This is a genomic window from Rhodanobacter sp. G1 (genome assembly GCF_055397855.1).
In genome coordinates this window covers 81,653-108,270 of record NZ_AP039674.1, presented here as the reverse complement: position 1 = coordinate 108,270, position 26,618 = coordinate 81,653, and the positions used below count along the sequence as shown (strand labels likewise).

Annotated in this window: 19 protein-coding genes, 2 tRNA genes and 3 rRNA genes; 8 read left to right on the top strand and 16 right to left on the bottom strand. The window is 65.8% G+C overall.

Translation table 11 applies throughout. The annotated features are described in order from the left end of the window. Positions 1–98 precede the first annotated feature (98 nt). Entirely contained in the window at positions 99–965 is an 867-nt protein-coding gene (locus tag ACZ5Z2_RS00490; RefSeq protein WP_464760025.1) for a YbaY family lipoprotein, read from the bottom strand. 389 nt (positions 966–1,354) lie between these two features. Between ACZ5Z2_RS00490 and ACZ5Z2_RS00485 the strand changes: the two genes are divergently transcribed. Beyond that, the gene (locus ACZ5Z2_RS00485; protein ID WP_464760024.1) at positions 1,355–1,933 is read left to right on the top strand and encodes a helix-turn-helix domain-containing protein; all 579 of its coding nucleotides are present in this window, start codon (positions 1,355–1,357) and stop codon (positions 1,931–1,933) included. A 124-nt stretch (positions 1,934–2,057) separates the two neighbouring features. Here ACZ5Z2_RS00485 and glyS read toward each other — a convergent pair whose 3' ends face one another. Together glyS and glyQ are read right to left on the bottom strand one after the other, a co-directional pair. Further along, a complete protein-coding gene (gene glyS / locus ACZ5Z2_RS00480; protein WP_464760023.1) occupies positions 2,058–4,211 on the bottom strand; it encodes a glycine--tRNA ligase subunit beta in 2,154 nt (717 codons plus the stop codon). Next, positions 4,208–5,119: a glycine--tRNA ligase subunit alpha gene (gene glyQ, locus ACZ5Z2_RS00475; RefSeq protein WP_464760022.1), complete on the bottom strand. Its 912-nt coding sequence runs from the start codon at positions 5,117–5,119 to the stop codon at positions 4,208–4,210. Before glyQ ends, glyS begins: the two co-directional genes overlap by 4 nt. Before the next feature lie 95 nt (positions 5,120–5,214). Here glyQ and tfpB point away from each other — a divergent pair, with 95 nt between their 5' ends. Beyond that, complete coding sequence (gene tfpB, locus ACZ5Z2_RS00470; protein WP_464760021.1) at positions 5,215–7,050, top strand: type IV pilus assembly ATPase TfpB; 1,836 nt, start codon at positions 5,215–5,217, stop codon at positions 7,048–7,050. Then, positions 7,047–7,772, top strand: coding sequence for a glutamine amidotransferase (locus ACZ5Z2_RS00465; protein WP_464760020.1), 726 nt, complete (start codon positions 7,047–7,049; stop codon positions 7,770–7,772). The genes tfpB and ACZ5Z2_RS00465 overlap by 4 nt, the downstream gene beginning before the upstream one ends. Here the strand turns inward: ACZ5Z2_RS00465 and ACZ5Z2_RS00460 are convergent. From ACZ5Z2_RS00460 to tyrS, 7 genes are all read right to left on the bottom strand, one after another. Next, positions 7,769–8,452 carry a rhomboid family intramembrane serine protease gene (locus ACZ5Z2_RS00460; RefSeq protein WP_464760019.1) on the bottom strand — a complete coding sequence of 228 codons (684 nt, stop codon included), beginning with the start codon at positions 8,450–8,452 and terminating at the stop codon, positions 7,769–7,771. The two genes, ACZ5Z2_RS00465 and ACZ5Z2_RS00460, sit on opposite strands and share 4 nt — an antisense overlap. 136 nt (positions 8,453–8,588) lie before the next feature. Beyond that, positions 8,589–8,701 (bottom strand): 5S ribosomal RNA (gene rrf / locus ACZ5Z2_RS00455). 108 nt (positions 8,702–8,809) lie between these two features. Continuing rightward, positions 8,810–11,686 (bottom strand): 23S ribosomal RNA (locus ACZ5Z2_RS00450). A gap of 186 nt (positions 11,687–11,872) precedes the next feature. Beyond that, positions 11,873–11,948: transfer RNA gene (locus ACZ5Z2_RS00445), tRNA-Ala, on the bottom strand. A 67-nt stretch (positions 11,949–12,015) separates the two neighbouring features. Continuing rightward, positions 12,016–12,092: transfer RNA gene (locus ACZ5Z2_RS00440), tRNA-Ile, on the bottom strand. An 84-nt stretch (positions 12,093–12,176) separates the two neighbouring features. Continuing rightward, positions 12,177–13,717 (bottom strand): 16S ribosomal RNA (locus ACZ5Z2_RS00435). Together the 16S, 23S and 5S rRNA genes with 2 tRNA genes alongside form the textbook arrangement of a ribosomal RNA operon. A 426-nt stretch (positions 13,718–14,143) precedes the next feature. Further along, complete coding sequence (tyrS, locus tag ACZ5Z2_RS00430) at positions 14,144–15,355, bottom strand: tyrosine--tRNA ligase (RefSeq protein ID WP_464760018.1); 1,212 nt, start codon at positions 15,353–15,355, stop codon at positions 14,144–14,146. A gap of 184 nt (positions 15,356–15,539) precedes the next feature. On the opposite strand from tyrS, the gene ACZ5Z2_RS00425 reads away from it, so the two are divergent. Together ACZ5Z2_RS00425 and ACZ5Z2_RS00420 are read left to right on the top strand one after the other, a co-directional pair. Beyond that, positions 15,540–16,991 (top strand): OapA family protein, encoded by a 1,452-nt coding sequence (locus tag ACZ5Z2_RS00425; RefSeq protein ID WP_464760017.1) that lies wholly within the window; start codon positions 15,540–15,542, stop codon positions 16,989–16,991. Between the two features lie 13 nt (positions 16,992–17,004). After that, positions 17,005–18,132, top strand: coding sequence for an anhydro-N-acetylmuramic acid kinase (locus tag ACZ5Z2_RS00420; protein WP_464760016.1), 1,128 nt, complete (start codon positions 17,005–17,007; stop codon positions 18,130–18,132). A gap of 10 nt (positions 18,133–18,142) precedes the next feature. Here the strand turns inward: ACZ5Z2_RS00420 and ACZ5Z2_RS00415 are convergent, their stop codons facing one another. The 3 genes from ACZ5Z2_RS00415 to ACZ5Z2_RS00405 all read right to left on the bottom strand — a co-directional run bounded on the left by ACZ5Z2_RS00415 (position 18,143) and on the right by ACZ5Z2_RS00405 (position 20,598). Beyond that, the gene (locus ACZ5Z2_RS00415) at positions 18,143–18,430 is read right to left on the bottom strand and encodes a hypothetical protein (RefSeq protein ID WP_464760015.1); all 288 of its coding nucleotides are present in this window, start codon (positions 18,428–18,430) and stop codon (positions 18,143–18,145) included. Positions 18,431–18,536: 106 nt separating this feature from the next. Continuing rightward, the gene (locus ACZ5Z2_RS00410; protein WP_464760014.1) at positions 18,537–19,841 is read right to left on the bottom strand and encodes an AmpG family muropeptide MFS transporter; all 1,305 of its coding nucleotides are present in this window, start codon (positions 19,839–19,841) and stop codon (positions 18,537–18,539) included. Beyond that, a complete protein-coding gene (locus ACZ5Z2_RS00405) occupies positions 19,831–20,598 on the bottom strand; it encodes an exodeoxyribonuclease III (RefSeq protein ID WP_464760013.1) in 768 nt (255 codons plus the stop codon). The genes ACZ5Z2_RS00410 and ACZ5Z2_RS00405 overlap by 11 nt, the downstream gene beginning before the upstream one ends. 37 nt (positions 20,599–20,635) lie before the next feature. On the opposite strand from ACZ5Z2_RS00405, the gene ACZ5Z2_RS00400 reads away from it, so the two are divergent. The 3 genes from ACZ5Z2_RS00400 to ACZ5Z2_RS00390 are packed head-to-tail and all read left to right on the top strand — an operon-like array spanning position 20,636 to position 22,480. Then, positions 20,636–21,130 (top strand): GNAT family N-acetyltransferase, encoded by a 495-nt coding sequence (locus tag ACZ5Z2_RS00400; protein ID WP_464760012.1) that lies wholly within the window; start codon positions 20,636–20,638, stop codon positions 21,128–21,130. 11 nt (positions 21,131–21,141) lie between these two features. Beyond that, positions 21,142–21,789: an orotate phosphoribosyltransferase gene (pyrE, locus tag ACZ5Z2_RS00395; protein ID WP_464760011.1), complete on the top strand. Its 648-nt coding sequence runs from the start codon at positions 21,142–21,144 to the stop codon at positions 21,787–21,789. Between the two features lie 43 nt (positions 21,790–21,832). Then, entirely contained in the window at positions 21,833–22,480 is a 648-nt protein-coding gene (locus ACZ5Z2_RS00390) for a DUF4124 domain-containing protein (RefSeq protein ID WP_464760010.1), read from the top strand. Positions 22,481–22,542: 62 nt separating this feature from the next. On the opposite strand, the gene ACZ5Z2_RS00385 is transcribed toward ACZ5Z2_RS00390, so the two are convergent. Genes ACZ5Z2_RS00385 through coaBC form a run of 3 tightly spaced genes read right to left on the bottom strand, consistent with a single transcriptional unit; the run spans position 22,543 to position 26,606 of the window. Then, positions 22,543–24,891 (bottom strand): phosphomannomutase/phosphoglucomutase, encoded by a 2,349-nt coding sequence (locus ACZ5Z2_RS00385; protein WP_464760009.1) that lies wholly within the window; start codon positions 24,889–24,891, stop codon positions 22,543–22,545. Positions 24,892–24,936: 45 nt separating this feature from the next. Beyond that, positions 24,937–25,392, bottom strand: a complete 456-nt coding sequence (dut, locus tag ACZ5Z2_RS00380; protein ID WP_464761741.1) for a dUTP diphosphatase — start codon at positions 25,390–25,392, stop codon at positions 24,937–24,939. A gap of 8 nt (positions 25,393–25,400) precedes the next feature. After that, a complete protein-coding gene (gene coaBC, locus ACZ5Z2_RS00375; RefSeq protein ID WP_464760008.1) occupies positions 25,401–26,606 on the bottom strand; it encodes a bifunctional phosphopantothenoylcysteine decarboxylase/phosphopantothenate--cysteine ligase CoaBC in 1,206 nt (401 codons plus the stop codon). Positions 26,607–26,618 lie beyond the last annotated feature (12 nt).

The window sequence follows — 26,618 nt, the reverse complement described above, 5'->3', positions numbered from 1 at the left end:
CCGTTTGATCCTGACGATCAGGATGATCGCAAAAATACGGAAGTCCACGAAAAAGGCCGGCAATGCCGGCCTTTTTCGTGGGTTCGCGCTGCAGCGGCTTACTTCTTCCGGTTGCCACCGGCAAGATTGAAGATGGACAGCGCCTGCTGGCGCAGGCTGCCGGCATCGTCGGAACCCAAGTCGCTGGTGTTGCTGCCGGACTGCTGCTCGTGCAGCACCAGCATGCCGTTCTCGGTCCAGCTGGCGCGCAGGACGGTGCTGGCAGCGGCGTCCTTGCTGGCCTTCTTCTGCTGCACGGCCACCCACGGCGAACCGTTCTTGTAGGCGAAATCGGTGCTGGTGAAACCCTTGTCGCCGTAGTCCACCAGCTCGCGGATCACCTTCACCTCGCCGTTCTGGCGGAACACCTGCCAGCCGCGCGAGGCATTGGCGTCCAGCTTGGTGCCGGTGCTCACCTTCATGCCGCCGATCTGCTTGATCAGCGCGTTGAAATCGGCCAGATCCTTCTCGGCCGGGGTCTGCTCGGCCACCAGCTCGATGTTGGCCTGGTTCTTGTTGCCGCCGGTGAGCACCGGTGCCTGGATCGGCATGCTGTAGTGGCGCGCACCATCGGTGAGGATGGCCTTCACCACGTACACGTCGGCCGGCTTGATGTCGCCGGGCTTGAAGTCCAGCTGGAACGAATACGGGAAAGCGATGCCCGAGGCCACCGTCTTGCTTGCCACCGGCGCCGAACCGGCCGCGGAGGGCGACACGTCCACCAGGTTGATGACCAGCTGCGCATTCGGCGACGGCTGGATCGTGCCGCGCACCGAGATGGTGCCATTCACCGAGCTGGCGGTGACGGCAGCCGTCGAACTGGCGCTGGCGGTGCCGTCCTGCGACGGCGACGGCGCCGACGAGCCGCAGCCAGCCAGGGCGGCCAGCATGGCCAACGACATCACCGACAGAACCATCTTGCGCATGGGGTAAGCCTCGTCAACTGAATTGGGGGGTCGAACACGGAAACCGTGTGGCTATGCGCCTGGGGTTTCGTCGCGGGGGAAACGCCGAGAATAGCCGAAATGGCCAGTTGCGGGAAAGTCAAGCCGGTTCGACCGCAAATTTTCGTGAACGGACGCCAAACAGCCGCAGGCTCCTGTCAACCGAAATTTTTTGTGGGCGTTAGCCCATCCCGCGCAAGGTCTCGCTCCTTGGCTGCGGGAATGGCCACCGGCTCCAGTAATGGCCTATTCAACAAGAAAGCGGCGCGAAAGCTGTCCGGTTCAATACTGCGAATGCCCCATCCCTGATGTTTTCCCGCACGGAAGCGTACGATCTTGCGGCCATCCTCCTGCCCTGCCGACGCCACCCCATGAACACGCAAAAGCATCCCCACGACCCACTCCAGTCAAGCTTCGCCGACCGCATCAAGTTGCTGATCCAGCGCGTGGGCAGCGCCACCGAGATCGCCCGCCTGTGCGGCTTCTCCGAAGGCGTGGTGCGCAGCTGGCGCGACGGCAATACCGACCCCTCGCGCGCACGCTGCGTCACCATGGCGCGCACGCTGGGCATCTCGCTGGTGTGGCTGGTCGCTGGCGAGGGCGCCTTGCAGATCGACCCGAGCGTCACCGGCGGCGACGATGCCCAGTACAGCAGCGAAACCACCACGCACCGCGCGCGCAGCCGCTTCTCCCACCACGCCCAGCAGGCGACAACGGATACCGAAGCGGTCGCCGTCGATCCGTACCGCCTGAACACCGCCATGCAGATCCTGCAATCGGAGCTGGAGTTGGCGAACAGCCCGATGACGCTGGCCGACAACACCGACATGCTCAGCCATCTCTACGAGATCCTGGGCAAGGACGGCTCCAGCGTGGATGCCGCGGCGATGCTGAAATTCAACCGTCAGTTGTTCGAGCGCATCCGCCAATCCAAGGCGCGTGTCGCCTGAGTCCACCCGGACCTTGCGATCCGGACAAAACGCGGCGCCCCTCAAGCGGCGCCGCGTTTTGCTTGAGGGATGAGGCCACTCCCGGTCGCCCGTTGATCCTGGCGACCGGGAGTGGCCGCCAGGATCACTCGCGCAGCAGCGCGATGTCGGCCACCGCGCCGAACGCGGCCTTGAGCCGCCCCAACAAGGCGAGGCGGTTGCGGCGCACCGCCGGATTCTCGGCGTTCACCAGCACCTGCTCGAAGAAGGTATCCACCGGCGCCTGCAACTGCGCGAGCCGCTTCAGCACGCTGGTGTAGTCGCCGCGCTGCAAGGGTTCGGCGGCTTCCTTGCCCGCTGCGGCCAGCGCATCGGCCAGCGCCCGCTCGGCATCGTTCTCGAAATGCGCGGGATCGACCTCATGGGCCGGCGCCGGCTCGCCGGCTTCCTCGGCCTGCTTGCGCAGGATGTTCGCCACGCGCTTGTTCGCGGCGGCAAGGCTGGCCGCTTCCGGCAGGCGACCGAACTCGACCACGGCGCGCAGGCGACGATCGAAGTCGGGCAGCGTCTCCGGCCGCACCGCCAGCACGGCCTCGTAGGCCTCGGCCGGGCAGCCCTGCTCCGCGTAGTAACCGCGCAGGCGATCCAGCACGAAATCGGCCAGCTCGCCCGTCAGCGCGGCGCGGCGCTGTCCCGCGTCGATTGCGGGCGGCTTGCCGTCCTTGCCGGGCTTAACACCGGCTGCGAAGGCGGCCTCGGGCAGCAGCTCCAGCGCCTCGGCGAAAGCGGCGCGCAGGTCGATTTCCAGGCCGCCTTCGATCAGGGTGCGCGCCAGGCCCAGCGCGGCGCGGCGCAAGGCGAACGGATCCTTGTTGCCGCTGGGTTTCATGCCCACGGCGAAGATGCCGGCCAGCGTGTCGAGGCGTTCCGCGACGGCCAGCACCTGGCCCACCTTGTCGGCGGCGATGCCGTCGCGCGCGAAGCGCGGCTGGTAGTAGCTGTCCAGCGCCAGCGCCACCTCGGCCGGCTCGCCGTCGTGGCCGGCGTAGTAACGCCCCATCACGCCCTGCAGCTCGGGGAACTCGCCGACCATGCGGGTGAGCAGGTCGCACTTGCTCAAGCTCGCCGCGCGGGTAGCGGCGCCCGCATCGACGCCGACGCGGCCGGCGATCACGCGCGCCAGTTCGGCCACGCGCACGCTCTTGTCCCACAGGCTGCCCAGCGCCTGCTGGTAGGTGACGTTCTTGAGCTGCTCCTGGTAGCTGGCCAACGGCGTCTTCAGGTCTTCGTCCCAGAAGAACTTGGCGTCGGCGAAGCGCGGGCGGATCACGCGCTCGTAGCCCTTGCGGATCTCGGCGGGCTGCTTCGACTCGATGTTGGCGAGTCCGATGAAGTGCTCGGTAAGCTTACCGGCGGCGTCGAACACCGGCACGAACTTCTGGTTGGTCTCCATGGTGGTGACCAGCGCTTCCTGCGGCACGGCGAGGAAGCTGCGTTCGAAATTGCAGGCGATCGCCACCGGCCACTCGGTGAGGTTGGCGATCTCGTCGAGCAACGCGTCGTCGAGCCGCGGTACGCCGCCGGTCTCCTGCGCCGCACGCGCCACTTCCTCGCGCACGCGCTGGCGGCGCTCGGTCGGATCGGCCAGCACCTTGGCGCCGCGCATCGCATCGAGCCAGCCGTCGGCGTCGGACACGTGCACCGGGTGCGAGTGCATGAAGCGGTGGCCGCGCGACTTGCGGCCGCTGGCCAGGCCCAGCACCGCGCCGTCGACGATGTCCGCGCCGTGCAGCATCACCAGCCAATGCACGGGGCGCACGAAGGCGTAGTCGTGGTCGGCCCAGCGCATCGGGCGCGGAATCGGCAGGCCCTTGAGCGCCTCGTCCACGATCTCCGGCAACAGCGCGGCCAGCGACTGGCCCGGCTTCACCGCGCGGAACACGAACCACGCACCCTTGTCGGTTTCGAGCTTTTCCAGCTGCTCCACGGTGACGCCGCAGGACTGCGCGAAACCCGCGAGCGCCTTGGACGGCTGGCCCTGCGCATCCAGCGCGGCATTGACCGCCGGGCCGCGGCGCTCGACCGACTGCTCCGGCTGCATCGCGGCAACGTGCGGGATATGGACGGCCAAACGCCGCGGCGAGCAGTACGCCTTCGCCTTGTCCAGCGCGGCCTCGATGCCGCGCCTGGCCAGCCCGTCGCAGATGCCGCGCGCAAACGCGGCGGACAGCTCGTCCAGCGCCTTCGGCGGCAGCTCCTCGGTGCCCAGTTCGATCAGCAGCGATTTGGCGGCGCTCATGCGGCCTGCTCCTTGGTGTTCTTCTTCAGGCCCGGGAAGCCGAGCTTCTCGCGCTGCGCCACGTAGGTCTCGGCCACGCTGCGCGCCAGCGTGCGCACGCGCAGGATGTAGCGCTGGCGCTCGGTGACGCTGATCGCGCGGCGCGCGTCGAGCAGGTTGAAGGTGTGGCTGGCTTTCATCACCTGTTCGTACGCCGGCAGCGGCAGGTTGGCGGCGATCAGCTGGTTGGCGGTGGCCTCGCACACGTCGAACCAGCGCAGCAGTTCCGGCACGTTCGCGTGCTCGAAGTTGTAGGTGCTCTGCTCCACCTCGTTCTGGTGGAACACGTCGCCGTAGGTGACGGTGCCGTGCGGGCCTTCCGTCCACACCAGGTCGTACACGTTGTCCACGTTCTGCAGGTACATCGCCAGGCGTTCGAGGCCGTAGGTGATCTCGCCGGTGACGGGGCGGCACTCCAGGCCACCGGCCTGCTGGAAATAGGTGAACTGGGTGACTTCCATGCCGTTGAGCCAGACTTCCCAGCCCAGGCCCCAGGCGCCCAGCGTGGGCGATTCCCAGTTGTCCTCGACGAAGCGCAGGTCATGCACCAGCGGATCGAGGCCGAGTTCCTTCAGCGAGCCGATGTACAGCTCGAGGATGTTCTCCGGGTTCGGCTTCATCACCACCTGGTACTGGTAGTAATGCTGCAGGCGGTTGGGGTTCTCGCCGTAGCGGCCGTCGGTGGGGCGGCGCGAGGGTTGCACGTAGGCCGCCGACCACGGCTCGGGCCCCAGCGAACGCAGGAAGGTGGCGGGGTGGAAGGTGCCGGCGCCGACCTCGGTGTCGAGCGGCTGCAGCAAGACGCAACCCTGCGCCGCCCAGTAGCGGTTGAGGGTCTGGATCACATCCTGGAATGTGCGCGCGGACATGGCTTTCCGTGGGCTTCGGTAAAGCGGGTTAGTATAGCCGCAGCACGCTTGCGCACTGGTTTCCGCCGCTGCGCCACGCACGGGGGAATCGTCCGATGGCCGCATCACCGCAAATCGCAACTCTGCTCGGCCGCCGTGGCCGGCTGGAACTGGACGAGCTGCTCGCCGCGCTGGTGGTGGACGGCTACGTGAGTGCCGAGGATGCCAAGCAGGTGCGCCTGGGCTCGCGCGCCGGCCGCAGCACGGTGGAGCTGCACCCGCTGGTGCTGATCGCCAACGCCAAGCTGCCGAACCAGCGCGAGCCCGGTCGCCCGTTGAGCCTGGAGAGCCTGGTCGAATGGCTGGCCGGGCACGCCGGCCTGCCCTACCTCAAGATCGACCCGATGAAGGTCAACGTGGCCGCGGTCACCCAGGTGGTGAGCCACGGCTATGCGCAGCGGCACCGCATCCTGCCGGTGGCGATGGCGCCGGGCGAGGTGACCTTCGCCACCGCCGAGCCGTTCGACGAGGCCTGGGCCAAGGATCTCTCGCAGATGCTGCGCCGGGACGTGCACCGCGTGGTGTCCAGCCCGATCGACATCAACCGCTACCTGCAGGAGTTCTACGGTGTCCAGCGCTCGATCCAGCTGGCGCAGGACGCGAAGGCCAACGGTGGCTACGACACCTCGGCGATCCTCAACTTCGAGCAGCTGGTGGAGCTGGGCAAGAGTGGCGAGGTCGGCGCCGACGACCGCCACGTGGTGCACATCGTCGACTGGCTGCTGCAGTACGCGTTCGAGCAGCGCGCTTCGGACATCCACCTGGAGCCGCGCCGCGAGGCTGGCCAGATGCGCTTCCGCATCGATGGCGTGATGCACAAGGTGTTCGAGCTGCCGCCGCCGGTGATGAGCGCGGTGACCGCGCGCATCAAGATCCTGGCGCGCATGGACGTGGCCGAGAAGCGCCGCCCGCAGGACGGCCGCATCAAGACCCGTTCCAGCACCGGGCGCGAGGTGGAACTGCGTGTCTCCAGCATGCCCACCGCGTTCGGCGAGAAGATGGTGCTGCGCATCTTCGACCCCGACCTGGTCGTGAAGGACTTCGCACAGCTCGGCTTCTCCGCGGGCGAGACCACCCAGTGGCGGCACATGGTGGAGCGCCCGCACGGCATCGTGCTGGTCACCGGCCCCACCGGCTCGGGCAAGACCACCACGCTGTACTCCACGCTCAAGCACCTCGCCACCCCGGCGATGAACGTCTGCACGGTGGAAGACCCGATCGAGATGGTCTCGCCCGAGTTCAACCAGATGCAGGTGCAACCCTCGATCGACCTCGATTTTGCGGCCGGCGTGCGCACCCTGCTGCGGCAGGATCCCGACATCATCATGGTGGGCGAGATCCGCGACCTGGAAACCGCGCAGATGGCGGTGCAGGCCTCGCTCACCGGCCACCTGGTGCTCTCCACCCTGCACACCAACGACGCGCCCAGCGCGGTGACCCGCCTGCTCGACCTCGGCGTACCGCACTACCTGATCCAGTCCACGCTCACTGGCGTGGTGGCGCAACGCCTCGTGCGCACCCTGTGCCCCTACTGCAAGCGCGAAACCGCGCAGGATCCGCACGAGTGGAACGCGCTCACCCACGGCTGGCCGCTGCCCGTGCCGGAAAAGGTCTGCGCGCCGGTCGGCTGCATCGAGTGCCGCAACACCGGCTTCATGGGGCGCACCGGCATCTACGAGATGATGCCGATTTCGCCGCGCCTGCGCGCGCTGGTTTCCGCGCAACTGGAACTGGGCAACTTCGGCCAGACCGCGCTTGCCGATGGCATGCGCCCGCTGCGCATTTCCGCCGCCGAACAGGTGGCCCGCGGTCTCACCACCGTGCAGGAAGTGCTGGCCGTGCTGCCGCCCATCGAAATGCCCGACGACCACGTGCCTGCCGATCCCGCATGAAGCCCATCCTGATCATTCGTACCGGCCGTGCGCCGGATGCCATCCGCGCCCGCCACGGCGACTTTCCGCACTGGTTCCGGCTGAGCGCGTTGCTGCCGGCGCAACGCCTGCACGTCGTCGACGTGGAAGCCGGCGATGCGCTGCCCGCGCCGGGCGCGGCGGCCGGCGCCCTGATCACCGGCTCGGCGGCGATGGTCACCGAGCGCGCCGCATGGAGCGAACGCACGGCGGGATGGATCCGCAGCGCGATGGATGCGGAGCTGCCGCTGTTCGGCGTCTGCTTCGGCCACCAGTTGATGGCGCACGCACTGGGAGGCCGCGTCGATTATCTTCCCGGCGGTCGCGAGATCGGCACGCAAACCATCGAGACGCTGGATGCGATGGCGCGCGATCCGCTGGCCACCGACCTGCCGGCAAACTTCCGCGCCCACACCACGCACGAACAGAGCGTGCTGGAAGTCCCGCCCGGCGCCGTCGTGCTCGCACGCTCGGCGCGCGACCCGCACCAGTTGCTGCGCTACGGGCCGAACGCGCTCAGCACGCAATTCCACCCTGAATTCAGTGCCGACGTGATGCGCGCCTACATCCGCCGCAAGCGCGGCGACATGCGTCGCGAGGGCTCCGATCCGCAGCGCTGTTTCCGCGAAGTCGCCGCCACACCGGTTGCGCGCAGGCTGCTGCAACGCTTCGCCGGTCAGCACGGTCTATCCAGACCGCGTTAGTACCGCAAACGCCTTGCGATTGCATCGCGCGAAAGCATGGCAAACAGCAGGCCGAACAGGAATCCGCCGATGTGGGCCCACCACACATAGGCGCCATAGCTCGGGCCTGCATAGCTGAAGAGCAACTGCAGCAGCGCCCAGATGCCGATCAGCAGAAAGGCCGGTACGCGCACGAATTCCAGATAAAGGCCCAGCGGCAGCACCAGACCCAGACGCGCACGTGGGAACAGCGCAACGTAGGTGCCGACCACGGCCGATACCGCACCGCTGCAGCCAATGATCGGCAGTCGCACTCCTGCCAGCGACACTGCGCCAATCAGGTTGGCCACGATGCCGCCGATCACGAACAACAGCAGGAAACGCAGCGATCCCAGCGCGCGCTCCCCCGGCAAGCCGAAGATCATCAGGAACAGCAGGTTGCTGAGCAGATGCAGCCAGGTGACGTGGATGAACAGGGCGGTGAACAGGCGCAGCAGCGACGGGTCGGTCAGCTGCGGCCATACGGGTTGATGCGCGTCAAAGATGTTTGCCGGGACGGTTCCCCATTCCAGGAGCACGGCGAGGCGCTGCTGCTGCGGCATGAGGGCGAGCCAGACGAAGCACAACGCGCATACGCTGACGATGAGCAACGTGGCCCATTGCCATTGCTGGCGTCGGCGTGTTTCGACATGTACGAACAAATGCGCGCTCCGCGTTGCCCAGTAGCCGGTTTGGGATGATAGGCGATAGGGTCGCCAAGGCACGGTGGAGAGGTTATGTGGAGCCCCAAAAGCAAACACCCCCACCGGTATCGGTGAGGGTGTTTGGGGATAAAGCCCCTGGCGGTGACCTACTCTTGCATGCAAGTGCACACTACCATCGGCGCGGCTGCGTTTCACTTCCGAGTTCGGGATGGGATCGGGTGGGACCACAGCGCTATGGCCGCCAGGGAAGGGGTTGAAGCAGCGCAGATGCGCCGGCTTCAAGAATTTGGCAAACGAGTGACAAGCGTCCGGGTTGAAGTACCGGGATACGTGGTGAAGGCCACTTGGGGTTATATGGTCAAGCCGCACGGCTCATTAGTACGCGTAAGCTCAATGCATTGCTGCACTTCCACACCGCGCCTATCAACCACTTAGTCTAAATGGTGCCTACAGGAGAGTTGAACTCTCGGGAGATCTCATCTTGGGGCGCGCTTCCCGCTTAGATGCTTTCAGCGGTTATCGCTTCCGTTCATAGCTACCGGGCAATGCCATGGGCATGACAACCCGAACACCAGCGGAACGTCCACTCCGGTCCTCTCGTACTAGGAGCAGCCCCCCTCAAATCTCCAACGCCCACGACAGATAGGGACCGAACTGTCTCACGACGTTCTGAACCCAGCTCGCGTACCACTTTAAATGGCGAACAGCCATACCCTTGGGACCGGCTACAGCCCCAGGATGTGATGAGCCGACATCGAGGTGCCAAACACCGCCGTCGATATGAACTCTTGGGCGGTATCAGCCTGTTATCCCCGGAGTACCTTTTATCCGTTGAGCGATGGCCCTTCCATACAGAACCACCGGATCACTAAGACCTACTTTCGTACCTGCTTGATCCGTCGATCTTGCAGTCAAGCACGCTTATGCCTTTGCACACAGTGCGCGATGTCCGACCGCGCTGAGCGTACCTTCGTGCTCCTCCGTTACTCTTTGGGAGGAGACCGCCCCAGTCAAACTACCCACCATACACGGTCCCTGACCCGGATTACGGGCCGAGGTTAGAACGTCAAGCACTTCAGGGTGGTATTTCAAGGATGGCTCCACCGAAACTGGCGTCTCGGTTTCGTAGCCTCCCACCTATCCTACACAGAAGAACTCAACGTTCAGTGTAAAGCTATAGTAAAGGTTCACGGGGTCTTTCCGTCTTGCCGCGGGAACGCTGCATCTTCACAGCGATTTCAATTTCACTGAGTCTCGGGTGGAGACAGCGCCGCTGTCGTTACGCCATTCGTGCAGGTCGGAACTTACCCGACAAGGAATTTCGCTACCTTAGGACCGTTATAGTTACGGCCGCCGTTTACTGGGGCTTCGATCAAGAGCTTCGCCTTGCGGCTGACCCCATCAATTAACCTTCCAGCACCGGGCAGGCGTCACACCCTATACGTCCACTTTCGTGTTTGCAGAGTGCTGTGTTTTTGATAAACAGTCGCAGCGGCCAGGTTACTGCGACCCTCTAACGCTCAGTCACGCACGTGACCACGTCGGAGGGCGCACCTTCTCCCGAAGTTACGGTGCCATTTTGCCTAGTTCCTTCACCCGAGTTCTCTCAAGCGCCTTGGGATTCTCACCCTGCCTACCAGTGTCGGTTTACGGTACGGTTGGCTGTAGCTGAAGCTTAGTGGCTTTTCCTGGAAGCGTGGTATCAGTCACTTCGCCCAAAAGGGCTCGTCTCGGTGCTCGGCATAAAGAGGGCCGGATTTGCCTAACCCTCATGCCTACCGCCTTTCCCCGGGACAACCAACGCCCGGTAGACCTAACCTTCTCCGTCCCCACATCGCACTACAGACCAGTGCTGGAATATTAACCAGCTTCCCATCGACTACGCATTTCTGCCTCGCCTTAGGGGCCGACTCACCCTGCGCCGATGAACGTTGCGCGAGGAAACCTTGGGCTTTCGGCGTGCGGGCTTTTCACCCGCATTATCGTTACTCATGTCAGCATTCGCACTTCCGATACCTCCAGCAGACTTTACAATCCACCTTCACAGGCTTACGGAACGCTCCTCTACCGCGCACATTGCTGTGCACCCCGAGCTTCGGTGTCTAGCTTAGCCCCGTTAAATCTTCCGCGCAGACCGACTCGACCAGTGAGCTATTACGCTTTCTTTAAAGGATGGCTGCTTCTAAGCCAACCTCCTGGCTGTCTATGCCTTTCCACATCGTTTTCCACTTAGCTAGAACTTGGGGACCTTAGCTGCGGGTCTGGGTTGTTTCCCTTTTCACGACGGACGTTAGCACCCGCCGTGTGTCTCCCGGATAGTCTGTCCTGGTATTCGGAGTTTGCCATGGTTTGCTAAGTCGCGATGACCCGCTAGCCATAACAGTGCTCTACCCCCAGGAAGATTCGTCCGAGGCGCTACCTAAATAGCTTTCGAGGAGAACCAGCTATCTCCGAGTTTGTTTAGCCTTTCACTCCTATCCACAGCTCATCCCCATCTATTGCAACAGATGTGGGTTCGGTCCTCCAGTGCGTGTTACCGCACCTTCAACCTGGCCATGGATAGATCACTCGGTTTCGGGTCTACTGCCAGAGACTATGCGCCCTATTCAGACTCGGTTTCCCTTCGCCTCCCCTAGACGGTTAAGCTTGCCACTGACAGTAAGTCGCTGACCCATTATACAAAAGGTACGCAGTCACCCTTACGGGCTTCCACTGCTTGTACGTATACGGTTTCAGGGTCTATTTCACTCCCCTCTCCGGGGTTCTTTTCGCCTTTCCCTCACGGTACTTGTTCGCTATCGGTCAGTCAGGAGTATTTAGCCTTGGAGGATGGTCCCCCCATGTTCAGACAGGGTTTCTCGTGCCCCGCCCTACTCAATTTCATGCACGGTGCCCTTTCGCCTACCGGGCTATCACCGTCTGCGGCGGGCCTTTCCAGACCCTTCGACTAAAACACTGTGCACTTTTGGGCTAGTCCGCGTTCGCTCGTCGCTACTGACGGAATCTCGGTTGATTTCTTTTCCTCCGGGTACTTAGATATTTCAGTTCCCCGGGTTCGCTTCCGCAACCTATGAATTCAGTTACGGATACCTATTGCTAGGTGGGTTTCCCCATTCGGACATTGCCGGATCAAAGCTTGTTGCCAGCTCCCCGACACTTTTCGCAGGCTGCCACGTCCTTCATCGCCTCTGACTGCCAAGGCATCCACCGTATACGCTTGGTCGCTTGACCATATAACCCCAAGTCGCCTCAGGGCCATACTTTCAAACCACCTGTTCGTGCCTCAACACGTGTCTCGGTTCAGTTCGAACCAAGACGCTTGTCACTCGTTTGCCAGTTTTCAAAGAACACAAGAACGGCCTCAACGCCGCCTCGCTTCAAAATCTTTTAGTGTGCTTGTCTTCACGCAGTCCATCGTGGTGGAGCCAGTCGGGATCGAACCGACGACCCCCTGCTTGCAAAGCAGGTGCTCTCCCAGCTGAGCTATGGCCCCATAGCCTTTGGTGAAGAGTCCGGCCAAGGATGGCCAGTTTTCCGCCGAAGGATCCGGCGACCAGTGATGGTGGGTCTGGGAGGACTCGAACCACCGGCCTCACCCTTATCAGGGGTGCGCTCTAACCACCTGAGCTACAGACCCGCAAAGCTTTCTTGCAGGGACGCTACGTGAAATACAGGTGTCTTGTGTGGACGTCTTGCGCGACGGATCGCGCTGTCGTTCTCGAAAGGAGGTGATCCAGCCGCACCTTCCGATACGGCTACCTTGTTACGACTTCACCCCAGTCATGAACCACTCCGTGGTCGTCGTCCCCCTTGCGGTTAGACTAACGGCTTCTGGAGCAACTCACTCCCATGGTGTGACGGGCGGTGTGTACAAGGCCCGGGAACGTATTCACCGCAGCATAGCTGATCTGCGATTACTAGCGATTCCGACTTCATGGAGTCGAGTTGCAGACTCCAATCCGGACTGGGATCGGCTTTCTGGGATTGGCTCCACCTCGCGGTATTGCAACCCTCTGTACCGACCATTGTAGTACGTGTGTAGCCCTGGCCGTAAGGGCCATGAGGACTTGACGTCATCCCCACCTTCCTCCGGTTTGTCACCGGCAGTCTCCTTAGAGTTCCCACCATTACGTGCTGGCAACTAAGGACAAGGGTTGCGCTCGTTGCGGGACTTAACCCAACATCTCACGACACGAGCTGACGACAGCCATGCAGCACCTGTGTTCCGATTCCCGAAGGCACTCCCGCATCTCTGCAGGATTCCGGACATGTCAAGGCCAGGTAAGGTTCTTCGCGTTGCATCGAATTAAACCACATACTCCACCGCTTGTGCGGGCCCCCGTCAATTCCTTTGAGTTTCAGTCTTGCGACCGTACTCCCCAGGCGGCGAACTTAACGCGTTAGCTTCGACACTGATCTCCGAGTTGAGACCAACATCCAGTTCGCATCGTTTAGGGCGTGGACTACCAGGGTATCTAATCCTGTTTGCTCCCCACGCTTTCGTGCTTCAGCGTCAGTGTTGTCCCAGATGGCCGCCTTCGCCACTGATGTTCCTCCCGATCTCTACGCATTTCACCGCTACACCGGGAATTCCACCATCCTCTGACACACTCTAGCTCGCCAGTATCCATCGCCATTCCCAGGTTGAGCCCGGGGATTTCACGACAGACTTAACGAACCGCCTACGCACCCTTTACGCCCAGTAATTCCGATTAACGCTTGCACCCTTCGTATTACCGCGGCTGCTGGCACGAAGTTAGCCGGTGCTTATTCCTCAGGTACCGTCAGCTCCACGGGGTATTGGCCCATGGCATTTCGCTCCTGATAAAAGTGCTTTACAACCCGAAGGCCTTCTTCACACACGCGGCATTGCTGGATCAGGCTTGCGCCCATTGTCCAATATTCCCCACTGCTGCCTCCCGTAGGAGTCTGGGCCGTGTCTCAGTCCCAGTGTGGCTGATCATCCTCTCAGACCAGCTAGCGATCGTCGCCTTGGTAGGCCATTACCCTACCAACTAGCTAATCGCACATCGGTTCGTCCAACCGCGCGAGGTCTTGCGAGCCCCCGCTTTCTCCCATGGGACGTATGCGGTATTAGCGTAAGTTTCCCTACGTTATCCCCCACGTTTGGGTAGATCCCGATGCATTACTCACCCGTCCGCCACTCGCCACCCGGTATTGCTACCTGTGCTGCCGTTCGACTTGCATGTGTTAGGCATGCCGCCAGCGTTCAATCTGAGCCAGGATCAAACTCTTCACTTAAGTTTTCGATCTCCCGAAGAAGATCTATCTTTCTGAAGCGTGACCCCAACCAATCAAAACTCATTACTGACTTTCTTTTGGGTGGGACGCTTGCATTGCTTGGACAGGTCATCGACCCGCCAGCGCAAGGCGTCCACACAATTCACCTGTGCACACTGTCAAAGATCACTTCACCGCGGAGCTTTCCGCCGTGGGACATTTCGTCCCGGTGAACCGCCTACTATACATCGTCTTTCCTGTCCGTCAACACCCGCTGCGAAGAATCTTTTTCTGCAGAGTGGTGACGCACCGTGCCGATGCAGCAGTGGGGCGCGAATAGTAGGCAGGCACCCCGATATTGGCAAGCGATTTCTTCGAAGAATTTTCACTCTTTCGCGCAAGCCTTTGATCTTGCGCGAAACAAAGCCTTGAAAGCGCGCCCGGCGATCAGCCGCCGGTCAATCGCACCCGGGCGAAGTTGCGCTTGCCGACCTGCAGCACGCCCTCGAAACCCGCGGCGAACACGCGCTGCGCATCCTCCACCACCTCCGCGTCGATGCGCACCGCACGCTCCTTGAGCTTGCGGTTCGCCTCGGAGTTACTGGCGGTAAGTCCCGCCGCAGTGAGCAAGGCAGGCAGGCGCAGGCCTTCGGCTGTCGCAACGATTTCCGTGAGCGGCAACAGCGAGGTGTCGCCCTCGCCGCGCACCACCGCATGCCAGCCCGCAATGGCCTGCTCGGCGGCAGCCGCGTCGTGGAAGCGGGTGGCCAGTTCGCGCGCCAGGCGCAGCTTCACGTCGCGGGGATTCAGGTTGCCGCTTTCGATGGCGTGCCGGAGCACCTTCGCTTCATCGACGCCGATCTCGAAGCTGAGCAGGTCGATCCACTTCCACATCAACTCGTCGCCGATCTTCATGGTCTTGGTGACGATGTCGATCGCCGGTTCGTCGATGCCGATGTAGTTGCCCAGCGACTTGGACATCTTGTGCACGCCGTCCAGGCCTTCGAGCAGCGGCATGGTGAGCACGATCTGCGGCTTCTGCCCGAAGTGTTCCTGCAGGCCGCGGCCCATCAGCAGGTTGAACTTCTGGTCGGTACCGCCCAGCTCGACGTCGGCCTCCAGCGCCACCGAGTCGTAGCCCTGGGTAAGCGGATACATGAACTCGTGGATGGCGATCGGCTGCTGCGCGGCGTAGCGCTTGGCGAAATCGTCGCGCTCCAGCATGCGCGCCACGGTGTGCTGCGCGGCGAGCCGGATCATGTCGGCCGCCGTCATCTTGCTGAACCACTCGGAATTGAAGCGCACCTCGGTGCGCTCGCGGTCGAGCACCTTGTACACCTGCGCGGCGTAGGTCTCGGCGTTCTTCAGCACGTCCTCGCGGGTGAGCGGCTTGCGCGTGGCGTTCTTACCGGTGGGGTCGCCGATCATGCCGGTGAAGTCACCGATCAGGAAGATCACCTGGTGCCCCAGATCCTGGAACTGGCGCATCTTGTTGAGCAGCACGGTATGGCCCAGGTGCAGATCCGGCGCGGTGGGATCGAAGCCAGCCTTGATGCGCAGCGGGCGGCCCGTCTTCAGCCGCTCCAGCAGATCCTCGCGCTTGATGATTTCGTCGGCGCCACGCGCAATCGTGGCCAACGCCTGCTCAGCTTCGCTCATGCCTTCCTCGAAAAGTTATGGTTGCCATGACAGCCATTGGGGCGATGGCAATCACGTTTCAGCGTTAATTGTGCGTTAATCGAAAACCTGACGCAAACCCTTGATGGAAAAGGGATTGACGCACTCGTCATGCGGCATCTATGGTACGCGGGTTTGTTACTTTGTACGACGAGGTTCGCGCAGCATGAGTGGGAAAATCCGGGGGGGGCTCCGCGCACGCAAGCAGGCCATTTGCCGCAAGGCGCAGCGTCGGCACTGCAGCTTCTACGAGCGTTGCGCGCACTGGTCGTTCGACCGTTCGGAATCCTCCACGCCGATCCATTGGCACCGCGAACGCTGGGTGCTGGCCGGCACCGCGCTGATGGCGACCCTGCTCTCCGGCTTCATCATGCCGGCTTGGGCCACCGCGATGAAACCCGCGCCCATGGCCGAGGCGCACACCCTGCTGCCGCTGGCACTGCCGAAGCTGAGTCCGATCCAGCAGACCGCCTCCACGGTGGATGACTGGCAGGTAGTGCGCGTGCAGCCGGGCCAGACGCTTTCCGACATCTTCGGTGGTCGCGGCCTCAGCCTCACCGACCTGCAGAAGGTGATGAATGCCGCCGGCGACGCGAAATCCGCGTTGCACAACATCCGTCCCGGCGAGGAGTTCGACTTCCTGCTCGGCCCCGGCGGCAGCCTGCGCGGCTTCCGCTTCGACAAGGATCAGGCAAACCGCGCCATCGTGCGCCTCGACGGCCCGCAGCCCACGCTGACACTGCAGCCGCGCGAGATGGACGTGCGCGAGGAAGTGGCGCACGGCGTGATCCGCAGCAGCCTGTTCGCCGCCGCCGCCAAGGCCGGCATGAACGACTCGATGGTGGTGAAGCTGGCGGACATCTTCAAATACGACGTCGACTTCATCAAGGACATCCGCAGCGGCGACAGCTTCACGGTGATCTACAACGACGTCTACCGCGACGGCGCCTACCTGCACGAAGGCGACATCGTGGCCGCGGAGTTCGTCAACCAGGGCAAGCGCTACACCGCCTACCGCTTCAGGCAGGCCGACGGCAGCGTGGGCTGGTTCAGCGAGGACGGCCGTCCGCTGCGCAAGTCGCTGATGCGCACGCCGGTGGCGTTCACGCGCATCTCCTCGGTCTTCAGCATGGCCCGCAAGCACCCCATCCTCGGCTACACGCGCGCACACAAAGGCGTGGACTACGCCGCACCGGCCGGCACGCCGATCCACGCCGCGGGCGACGGCACCATCGTCTACCGCGGCTGGGAGAACGGCTACGGCAACTTCGTGCTGATCAAGCACAACGCCACGTATTCCACCGCCTACGCCCACATGTCCCGTTTCGCCAGCGGCGAGCGCGTGGGCAGCCATGTGAGCCAGGGCGAGGTGATCGGCTACGTCGGCATGACCGGCCTGGCCACCGGCCCGCACCTGCACTACGAAGTGCGCATCGACGGCAACCAGGTCAATCCGCTGACCGTGACCATGCCCAAGCCGCAGCCGCTTCCGGCCGCAGAGCTGGCGAAGTTCGAGTCCACTGTGGTGAAGCCGCAACTTGCACGCCTGCAGATGCTCGACAAGCGCTACCAGATGGCGCGCGCCGACGCTGCTGCCACGACGCCGGACAGCGATTGACGCGTACTCCCGCATGAATGATTCACGGTCGTTGTACATCGGCCTGATTTCCGGCACCAGCGCCGACGGCATCGACGCCGCGCTGGTACGCTTCGAGGGCGACACGCCGCATCCCGTCGCCGCGCGCACTCACCCGTGGCCGGCCGGTCTGCGCGAGCGCATTCTCGCGGTCGCGCAGGACGAGACGCGGCTCGACCTGGACGCCTACGGCCGCCTCGACGTCGCGATCGGCGCCTGCTTCGCGGAAGCCGCGCAGGAGCTGCTCGAACAAAGCGGCACGCCGGCCTCCGCCGTGCGCGCGATCGGCTCGCACGGCCAGACCCTGCGCCACCGTCCCTGCGGCGAGCACCCGTTCACCCTGCAGGTGGGCGACCCCAGCGTGATCGCCGAGCGCAGCGGCATTGATGTGGTGGCGGACTTCCGCCGCGCCGACGTGGCCGCCGGCGGCCAGGGCGCGCCGCTGCTGCCGGCTGTGCACGCGATGCTGCTGGCGCGCCCCGGCCATGTCCGCGTGGTGCTGAACCTCGGCGGCATTGCCAACATCACCGTGCTGGGCGCCGACGGCGGCGTGATCGGCTTCGACACCGGCCCGGCGAACGGCCTGATGGACGCGTGGTGCCTGCGCCATCGCGGCGAGGCATTCGACCGCGACGGCGCATTCGCCGCCAGCGGCAGGATCGACGACGCCTTGCTCGATGCCTTGCTCGCCGATCCCTATTTCGCGCTGCCGCCACCCAAGAGCACCGGCCGCGAACACTTCCATCTCGACTGGCTGGCCACGCATCCGCGCGTGGCCGCACTGGCACCCGCCGACGTGCAGGCCACGCTGCTCGAACTCTCCGCGCGCAGCGTGACGGAAGCCATCGCGCGCCATGCACCGGACGCGGAGGACGTGCTCGCCTGCGGCGGCGGCGTACACAACGGCGCGCTGATGCGCCGGCTCGCCGAACTGCTGTCGCCGCGCACGCTGGCCAGCACCGCCGCGTTCGGCGTCGATCCCGATTTCCTCGAAGCCACCGCGTTCGCGTGGCTGGCCCGGCAACGCCTGCTCGGCCTGCCCGGCAACCTGCCCGCCGTCACCGGCGCGCGCGGGCCGCGCGTGCTCGGCGCGATCCATCCCGCGCCGCGCCCAAGCGGCTAGACCGGCGTTCTCAGGCCTCGCGCAAAACCGGCAACAGCGCATCCCCCCGCGTGGTCGAAAGCGCCTGCACGGTTTCGCTGAACACGGCCTGCTCGGTTGCGTTCCACGAACCGGCCAGCATGCTGAGCTCGTCGGCCTCGACCGAGGTTTCGGCATGCTGGCCGCTTTCGGCGGCGCCGAGGCCGCGCCGCAACGCATGCAGCAACACCTCGTTGAGGCTCCACTCGCGCGCCTTGGCGAAGGCGCGGATGCGTTCGGCCAGCAGATGGTCGACCTGGCGTATCACGAGATCAGGCATGGCACCGCCCTTCGTTGTCCGCCCCCTGTGCCGAGGATCGTCGCCTGCGGCACGGCGGCCGGCAACAGCCGGCGCGGCAATCCGTGGCGCAGTTCGCAAAGCGCCTTCAGCTTTCCTCGGCGGAAGGCGAAGAGAGCGGATCGAAGCGCCGCCACAGGGCGGCGAACAGCAGCATCGCCGGCAGCACCGAGAACACCGTGATGACGAAGTAGCCGCCGTAGCCCGAGACGGCCACGATGGCGCCGGCGAAGAAGCCGAGCACCTTGCCGGACAGGTTCACCAGCGAGCTGAGCAGCGCGTATTGCGTGGCCGTGTGCTGCCGGTTCACCAGCAGGGACAGGAAGGCCACCGTCGGCGGCCCGAGCATGCCCTCGAAGAAATTCTGCCCGGAAATCGCCAGCGTCAGCATTGCGAGGTGGCCGGGATGATGGGTCAACAACAGGTACAGCAGGTTGCTGACCGCGCCGAGCACGATGCAGCCGCCGAGCGAGCGCCACGCGCCCCAGCGCGCCACTGCCACGCCGCCGGCGAAGGCGCCGGCAATGCCGATCCAGATGCCGTAGATCTTGGTGACCGCGCCGATCTCGGTATTGGAAAAGCCCATGTCGCGGTAGAACGGCCCCATCACGCCGCCGATGATGGCCTGCTCGGGGATCTTGAACAGCAGGATGAACAGCAGGGTCAGCAACGCCAGCGGTATGCCGTAGCGCCGGAAGAAATCGGCGAACGGATCGACCACGCTTTCGCGCATCGCCTGCCGCCACGAAGCCGGTGAGCGACGCAGCACCTCCGGCTCGCGCATCGCCAGCGTGACCAGCAACGGCAGCGCCATCGCCACGGCCATCAGCACGTAGATCTGCGCCCAGCGGATGTGGTCGGCGAGAATCAGCGCCAGCGCGCCGGAAACCAGCAGGCCGAGCCGGTAACCCAGCGAATACGTCGCCACCAGCGCGCCCTGCGCCGAGGGCGGCGCGATCTCGATGCGGTAGGCGTCGATGGCGATGTCCTGGGTGGCGCCCATGAAGGCGACGAACAGCGTGGCCGCCACGAACAGCGGCAATTGCCGCGGCGTCAGCGCGGCCATCGCCAGCAGGCCCGCGGCGACGCCGACCTGCGCGAGCAACAGCCAGCCGCGCCGCTGGCCCAGCCGCGCCAGTAACGGCAGCTTCCAGTGATCCAGCAGCGGTGCCCACGCGAACTTGAACACGTAGGTCATGCTGGCGCTGGCGATCATCGTGATCTCCTTCAGCACGATGCCGTCCTGCTTCAGCCAGAACGACAGCGTGTAGGACACCAGCAGGAACGGCAGCCCGGAGGAAAACCCGAGCAGGCACATCGTCCATGCGGCCGGCTGCGAGAACGCCTGCCAGATCGACGGGCGGCGCGCCGGCGCCGCGGCTTCAGTCGGCATAGTCGACGGTGTACGGCGCGTGGTCGGAGAAGCGCTCGTCGCGGTAGATCGCGCAGCGCTGCATTCGCTTGGCCAGCGCGGGCGTGACGAGCTGGTAGTCGATGCGCCAGCCCACGTCGTTCGCGCGCGCGTTGCCGCGGTTCGACCACCACGTGTAGTCCTCGCCCTCCGGATGCAGGGTGCGGTAGCTGTCCACCCAGCCGCGCTCGATGAGGCCGTCCATCCACGCGCGCTCCTCCGGCAGGCAGCCGGAGTTCTTCTGGTTGGACTTCCAGTTCTTGATGTCCTTGGCGCTGCGCACGATGTTCCAGTCGCCGCACAGCACGTAGTCGCGCCCACTCTTCAGCCACTCGTCGAGGATGGGCGCCAGCCGATCCATCGCCTTGAACTTGAACTGCTGGCGCTCGTCGCCGGAGGAGCCGGAGGGGATGTAGAACGACACCACGCTCAGGTTGCCGAAGCGCGCCTCGACGTAGCGGCCCTCGTCGTCGAAGGCGTCCCAGCCCAGCGCGGTGCGCACCTCGTCGGGTTCGCGCTTCGCGTAGATCGCCACGCCGGAGTAGCCCTTCTTGCTGCTGGCGTCGCGGTAGAAGCAGTGGTGGCCGTCGGGGCGGAACATCGGATCGGCGAGCTGGTCTTCCTGCGCCTTGGTTTCCTGCAGGCAGACCACGTCGGCCTTTTGCTGGCGCAGCCACCCGAACACGCCCTTGGTCGCGGCGGAACGGATGCCGTTGGCGTTGAGGCTGATGATGCGCATGCGCGGCTCCCTGGGCAATGCGGGCATCATAGCAACCATGCCCGCATCGCCCATCCTTCGCGTCCAGCCCGTCAGCCCCGAATGGCGCGAGGCGGTGCTGCGTCTGCACGTGCGGCCGGAGCAGGACGGTTTCGTGAGCCCGCCCGCGCACACCCTGCCCGACGCCGAGCAGTGCCCGGGCAGCCAGCCGATGGCGATACTGCTGGACGACACGGTGATCGGCTACTACCGCATCGAACGCAGCGCGCGCAGCCTCGCCGGACGCGACGCCGACGCGGAAGCGCTGGGCCTGCGCTCGTTCCAGCTCGATGCCGCGTGGCAGGGCCGCGGCCTCGGCGCGCACGCGCTGGACGCCCTGCTGGCCGACCTCGCGCAGCGCCACCCGCAGGCGCGCCGCATCGTGCTCACGGTGAACTGCAGCAACGCCGCCGCGCTGGCGCTGTACCGGCGCGCGGGCTTCGCGGACAGCGGCACGCTGTACCATGGCGGACGCTCCGGGCCGCAGCACCTGCTGTGGCGCGCCCTTCCCTGACGAGAGTTGCCATGCAGGACTACCAGCGCGATTTCATCGAACTCACCCTGCAACGCGAAGTGCTGCGCTTCGGCGAGTTCACGCTGAAGTCCGGACGGCAGAGCCCGTATTTCTTCAACATGGGGCGCATCGACTCCGGCGCCGCGCTGGGCCAGCTCGGCCGCGCCTATGCCGCCGCGGTGGTCAACGCGGGCATCCACGTGGACATGCTGTTCGGCCCGGCCTACAAGGGCATCGCGCTGGCCGCCGCCACCGCCATCGCGCTGGCCGACCGGCACGGCCGCGACCTGCCCTGGGCGTACAACCGCAAGGAGGCCAAGGATCACGGCGAAGGCGGCATGCTGGTGGGCGCGCCGCTCAAGGGCCGCGTGCTGATCGTGGACGACGTGATGACCGCCGGCACCGCGGTGCGCGAGTCGCTGGCGCTGATCCGCGCGCACGGCGCCACGCCGGCCGGCGTGCTGATCGCGCTGGATCGGCAGGAGCGCGGCCAGGGCGAGCTCTCCGCCGCGCAGGAAGTGGCGCGCGACCACGGCATCCCGGTGATCGCAATCACCAGCCTCGCCGACGTGCTGGCCTACGCGGGCGAACGGCCGGACTTGGCCGCCGAGCATGCCCGGCTCGTGGCCTATCGCGAACGCTACGGCGCGCACGGCTGAGGACGGCACCGGCGTCTATACTGCCGGCCAAGGGGAGACTTACATGCGCAAGCCATATTCCATCCTGTTCGCCGCCGCGCTGCTTGCCAGCGCCTCGGTCTGCGCCCAGCAAAACGCCAACAACAGCGGCCTGCGCTACAAGTGGGTGGACGGCCAGGGCCTGCCGCACTTCAGCGACAGCCTCACCCAGGACGCGCTCAAGTACGGCTACGTCGTGGTCAACGACCAGGGCATGGTGGTGCAGCGCGTGCAGCGCCAGCTCACCCCGGAGGAACGCGCCGCCGCGCAGAAGCTGGCCAAGCAGCAGGCCGACGCCAGGCGCGCCGCCGAGGATCAGGCCCGTACCGACGAGCAGATCCTTGCCGCTTATCCCGACGAAGCCTCGTACAAGACCTCGCTGCAGCAGGCGCTGGCGAACATGGATCAGCAGATCCACACCAGCAAGCTCAACCTGCGCAGCCAGGAGCAGGCGCTGACCGACCTGCTGGCCCGCGCCGCGGAAGCCGAGCACGACAAGCAGCCGGTGCCGAAATTCCTGCAGGACGGCATCGCCAAGCAGCGCGGCGTGGTGAGCGGCCTGCAGGCGGTGCTGCAGCACCAGCAGGCGCTGCGCGACCAGGCCGCGCAGCAACAGGCGCAACAGCTGGCGCATTACCGCGACCTGCAAGCGGCGCAGAACGAGCAGCACTGACCGACGCGACCTGCTTCAACTCCGCGGCCTGAATCGCGCGCGCCGCGATCGGCGCGCACGCGTCAGAATGGCATCTTCAGCCGGAAATCCACCGCCAGCAGGCGCCGGCGGAACGCCTGCTGGATGCGCTTGAGCGCCACCGGGTTGTCGGCGTCGAAACGCAGCACCAGCACCGGCGTGGTGTTCGACGCGCGCACCAGGCCCCAGCCGTCCGGCCAGTCGGCGCGCACGCCGTCGATGGTGATGATGGTGGCGTCGTCGAAGCTCGCATCCGCCACGAACTTCTCCATGAAGCGGTAGTGCTCGCCTTCGGCCATCGGGATCTTCAGCTCGGGCGTGGAAACGCCCTTGGGCAGGGTGTCGAAGATCTCCTCGGGGCTGCGCTCCTCGAGGTCGCCGGCAAGGATTTCCATCAGGCGCGCGCCGGCGTAGATGCCGTCGTCGAAGCCGTACCAGCGCTCCTTGAAGAAGAAGTGGCCGCTCATCTCGCCGGCCAGCTCGGCGCCGGTCTCGCGCATCTTGGCCTTGATCAGCGAGTGGCCGGTGCGCCACATCAGCGGGCTGCCGCCGGCCTCCAGAACCTGGCCCTTGAGGTGGCCGGTGCACTTCACGTCGTAGATGATGGTGGCGCCCGGCTGGCGCGATAGCACGTCGCGCGCGAACAGCATCAGCAGGCGGTCGGGGAAGACGATCTCGCCCGCCTTCGTCACCACGCCGAGGCGGTCGCCGTCGCCATCGAAGGCCACGCCGAGATCCGCGCCAGTCTGCTTCACCGCGAGGATCAGGTCTTCGAGGTTGTGCGGATCGGACGGGTCGGGGTGATGGTTCGGGAACGTGCCGTCCACGTCGCAGTACAGCGGCACCACTTCGCAGCCGATGCCGGCCAGCACCTGCGGCGCCACCGCGCCGGGGATGCCGTTGCCGCAGTCCACCACCACCTTGAGCCGGCGCTCGGCCTGCACGTCGGAGACGATGCGCTCGAGGTAGTCCGGCAGCACGTCGAGCTGGCGCAGCTGGCCGCCGCCGCCGTGCTCCAGCGCATTGTCGGCGATGCGCCGGTACAGATCCTGGATCGCGCCCTCGGCCAGCGTCTGGCCGCCGACCACGATCTTGAAGCCGTTGTAGTCCGGCGGGTTGTGGCTGCCGGTGACCGCGACGCCGCAGCCGGTGTTGTAGTGGTAGGCGGCGAAGTACACCACCGGCGTGGGCACCGCGCCGAGATCGATCACGTCCACGCCGGCCTCGCGCAGGCCGTCGGCCAGCGCACCGGCCAGTTCCGGGCCGGACAGGCGGCCGTCGCGGCCCACCACGATCTCGCCGAGGCCCTGCTCGCGCATCAGCGTGCCGATGGACTGGCCCAGCAGGCGCGCCACGTCGGCGTCCAGGGATTGGCCCACCACGCCGCGGATGTCGTAGGCGCGGAAGATGGCCGGATCGACCGCCACGTTCGACGCCGGCCTGGCCACCGGCGCGGGCGCGGCGGCCACCGGGGCGGCGAGCCTGGGAATCACCGGCTCGGGCGGCGCGGCCTTGCGCGCGGCCTCGTCGGCCTGCTTGAACTCGTCGATGTCGATGCCCTGCTCGACCACCGATCCGGCGCGCCGGCGCTGACGCCACCACAGCAGGTAGAAGCCGCCGCCCAGGCCGGCCAGGGCCAGCAGGGCCGCCAGTGGCCACGAGCGCGGCAGCACGATGAAGGCCACCGGCAGCGCCGCGGCCACGCTGAACGTGCTGCCCGGCACCATCTTGGCGACGGGCTCAACCTGGGCGCCCGCGCTGCCGTGCGAAAGGATGCGCATGTCGGCGCTGGCGTCGCCCTGCCGCAGATCCAGCCGCCCGCCCGCGGGCGATACCGCGTCGAGGGCTCGCCGCAGCGGCGCGAACGGCAGCTCCACCCACAGCCAGGCCTGCTGCGGCGAGCCCAGCGGCACTATCACGCTGAGGCGGCGATCGTTCGCGCCCGGCGCCACGCTCTGCACCGGCGGCAGGCCATCGGCGGTCTGCGCGGCCATCAGTTGCGCCGCCTTGGCGTAGCCGAACGCGCGGAAATCCGCGTGCACCACTTCATTGAGGCTGGCGCTGTAGACGTCGATCTGCCGCGCCTGCGGCAACCTGGCCTGCAGCGCCGCCGTCAATGCGGCGCGGTCGCCTTGCAGCAGGGCCGGATCCAGCGACGCAGCCGCCTTCCGCACCGTTTCGCGCTGCGCGGCCACCACCTGCGCCAGCTGCTGCACCGCGACGTCGCGCGCCTGCCGCACGCGTTCGGCCGCGTGGCCTTCGTCGGCAATCAGCCACGTTTGCCATGCGCAGAACGCGCCGAGCAGGGTCAGCAGCGTGCCCAGCGCCAGCGGCAGCAGGCGTTGCACGTCCAATTGAGCGCGCCACGATTCCTTGGTTTCACTCATTGCCATCCCCTGCCCTACATCTGCCACACACGCCGGCCGTGCCGGGCCGGACTACTTGATGCCCGTCGATCCGAAACCGCCGGCGCCGCGCGCGCTGGGCGCGAAGTCGGCCACGATCTTCAGCCGCGCCTGCGCCACCGGCACCAGCAGCAGCTGGGCGATGCGGTCGCCCACGCCGATGGTGACCGGCTCGCGGCCGCGGTTCCAGCAGGAAATCATCAGCGGGCCCTGGTAGTCCGCGTCGATCACGCCGACCAGGTTGCCCATCACCAAGCCCTGCTTGTGGCCCAGCCCGGAGCGCGGAACGATCAGCGCGCACCAGCCCGGATCACCGATATGGATGGCGATGCCGCTGGGCACCAGCGCGCTGTCGCCCGGCTGCAGCACGAGCGGCGCGTCGAGCGCGGCGCGCAGATCCATGCCCGCGCTGCCGGCTGTGGCCGCCTCGGGCAGCGGAATCGTGTCGCCCAGCCGCGGGTCGAGGATCTTCAGCTCCACGTCCAGCATCGCCGCGCTCACCCGCGCACCGCGCGATAGCGTTCGGCCACGCAGGCCACCAGTTGCCGCGCCAGCTCGGCCTTGCCGGCGCGCGCCAGCGCCAGCATGCCGTCGGCCCAGTACACATCCAGCGCGTTGTCGGCGGTCTCGAAACCCAGCCCGTCGCCGACGCGGTTGGCGGCGATCATGTCCAGGCCCTTGCGCTGCAATTTGTCCTGCGCGTAGCGCGCCACGTCGTGCGTCTCGGCGGCGAAGCCGACGAGGAAGGGATGCTGCGCCTGTGCCGACAGGCTGCCGAGGATGTCGGGGTTCTCGGCCAGCTGCAGCACGAGATCCGCCCCGGCCTGCTTCTTCAGCTTGCGCTCGGCCACTTCGCACGGCCGGTAGTCGCCCACCGCCGCCGCGCCGACGTAGATCTGCGCCTGCGCGCAGGCATCCAGCACGGCGGCATGCATCTGCGCGGCGCTGCGTACGTCGACGCGGCGCGCCACGCCGGGCGGCGTGGCCAGGCTCACCGGGCCGGCCACCAGGGTCACCCGCGCACCGGCCTCGGCGGCGGCTTGCGCCACCGCGAAGCCCATCTTGCCGGAGCTGCGGTTGCCGATGAAACGCACCGGGTCGATGTCCTCGAAGGTGGGGCCGGCGCTGACCACCACGTCCATGCCGGCCAGCACGCCGCTGCCGAACGAGGCGGCCAGCGCGTCGCGCAGTTCGTGCGGCTCCAGCATGCGGCCCGAACCCACGTCGCCGCAGGCCTGTTCACCCGCCGCCGGGCCGAGCACCTGCACGCCGCGCTGGCACAGCAGGACGATGTTGGCCTGCACCGCCGGGTGCGCCCACATCTGCTGGTTCATCGCCGGCGCCACGTACAGCGGCGCGGCGCTGGCCAGACACAGCGTGGTGAGCAGGTCGTCGGCGTGGCCGTGCGCGAGCCTGGCGAGGATGTCCGCGCTGGCCGGGGCGATCAGGATGCGCTCGGCCCAGCGCGCCAGCTCGATATGGCCCATCGCGGCCTCGGCGTTTTCGTCCCACAGCGTGGTACGCACCGGCTGGCCGGACAGCGCCTGGAAGGTGGCCGCGCCCACGAAGTGCCCCGCGCCCGCCGTCATCACCACGCGCACCTCGGCCCCCTGTTCGCGCAGGCGGCGAACCAGTTCGCAGGACTTGTAGGCGGCGATGCCGCCGGACACTCCCAGCAGGATGCGGCGTTGGGCAAGACTCATGTAGGCAAGGCC

What these genes read in the sequence shown, in the direction of transcription:
- ACZ5Z2_RS00420 (WP_464760016.1), top strand. Translation starts at nt 17,005, where the DNA reads ATGAATGATTCACGGTCGTTGTACATCGGCCTGATTTCCGGCACCAGC.
- ACZ5Z2_RS00390 (WP_464760010.1), top strand. Translation starts at nt 21,833, where the DNA reads ATGCGCAAGCCATATTCCATCCTGTTCGCCGCCGCGCTGCTTGCCAGC.
- ACZ5Z2_RS00405 (WP_464760013.1), bottom strand. Translation starts at nt 20,598, where the DNA reads ATGCGCATCATCAGCCTCAACGCCAACGGCATCCGTTCCGCCGCGACC.
- ACZ5Z2_RS00410 (WP_464760014.1), bottom strand. Translation starts at nt 19,841, where the DNA reads ATGCCGACTGAAGCCGCGGCGCCGGCGCGCCGCCCGTCGATCTGGCAG.
- dut (WP_464761741.1), bottom strand. Translation starts at nt 25,392, where the DNA reads ATGCTGGACGTGGAGCTGAAGATCCTCGACCCGCGGCTGGGCGACACG.
- tyrS (WP_464760018.1), bottom strand. Translation starts at nt 15,355, where the DNA reads ATGAGCGAAGCTGAGCAGGCGTTGGCCACGATTGCGCGTGGCGCCGAC.
- glyQ (WP_464760022.1), bottom strand. Translation starts at nt 5,119, where the DNA reads ATGTCCGCGCGCACATTCCAGGATGTGATCCAGACCCTCAACCGCTAC.
- ACZ5Z2_RS00400 (WP_464760012.1), top strand. Translation starts at nt 20,636, where the DNA reads ATGCCCGCATCGCCCATCCTTCGCGTCCAGCCCGTCAGCCCCGAATGG.
- ACZ5Z2_RS00465 (WP_464760020.1), top strand. Translation starts at nt 7,047, where the DNA reads ATGAAGCCCATCCTGATCATTCGTACCGGCCGTGCGCCGGATGCCATC.
- ACZ5Z2_RS00485 (WP_464760024.1), top strand. Translation starts at nt 1,355, where the DNA reads ATGAACACGCAAAAGCATCCCCACGACCCACTCCAGTCAAGCTTCGCC.
- coaBC (WP_464760008.1), bottom strand. Translation starts at nt 26,606, where the DNA reads ATGAGTCTTGCCCAACGCCGCATCCTGCTGGGAGTGTCCGGCGGCATC.
- tfpB (WP_464760021.1), top strand. Translation starts at nt 5,215, where the DNA reads ATGGCCGCATCACCGCAAATCGCAACTCTGCTCGGCCGCCGTGGCCGG.
- glyS (WP_464760023.1), bottom strand. Translation starts at nt 4,211, where the DNA reads ATGAGCGCCGCCAAATCGCTGCTGATCGAACTGGGCACCGAGGAGCTG.
- ACZ5Z2_RS00490 (WP_464760025.1), bottom strand. Translation starts at nt 965, where the DNA reads ATGCGCAAGATGGTTCTGTCGGTGATGTCGTTGGCCATGCTGGCCGCC.
- ACZ5Z2_RS00425 (WP_464760017.1), top strand. Translation starts at nt 15,540, where the DNA reads ATGAGTGGGAAAATCCGGGGGGGGCTCCGCGCACGCAAGCAGGCCATT.
- pyrE (WP_464760011.1), top strand. Translation starts at nt 21,142, where the DNA reads ATGCAGGACTACCAGCGCGATTTCATCGAACTCACCCTGCAACGCGAA.
- ACZ5Z2_RS00385 (WP_464760009.1), bottom strand. Translation starts at nt 24,891, where the DNA reads ATGGCAATGAGTGAAACCAAGGAATCGTGGCGCGCTCAATTGGACGTG.
- ACZ5Z2_RS00415 (WP_464760015.1), bottom strand. Translation starts at nt 18,430, where the DNA reads ATGCCTGATCTCGTGATACGCCAGGTCGACCATCTGCTGGCCGAACGC.